Origin of the sequence: Caulobacter sp. 602-1 (assembly GCF_003931565.1) — a bacterium.
GTDB lineage: Bacteria > Pseudomonadota > Alphaproteobacteria > Caulobacterales > Caulobacteraceae > Caulobacter.
Window position 1 is genome coordinate 1 of the sequence record NZ_RRYI01000172.1, and the last position, 282, is coordinate 282.

Sequence of the window (282 nt, forward strand, 5' to 3'; positions counted from 1 at the left end):
ATCGTCAGCGCCCATCAGGACCTGACCGATCGGGTGACGGTCTATGGCGACGTGTTGGCGGGGCAAAATATTCAATGGCGTCAGATCACGTTTGGCCCGACCTCGCGCGACGTCAACAAGGCCAGGATCGAGAACACCAACGTCCATGCCGGGGTGCGCGCCGAGGTTGGCGCTTGGCGCGGTGATCTCTCGGGCACGCTCAGCAAACAGGTGCTCTGGAAACGCAACTCGGTGCTCACGCCGCCGCGCGTCGGCTACACCCTGGGCGAGGTTTCCATCAAG

1 protein-coding gene is annotated in these 282 nt (G+C 63.1%); it reads left to right on the forward strand.

All coding sequences use genetic code 11. The annotated features are described in order from the left end of the window. Positions 1 to 282: hypothetical protein (locus EIK80_RS26250; RefSeq protein ID WP_158624765.1), on the forward strand; the 282-nt coding region annotated here is incomplete at both ends.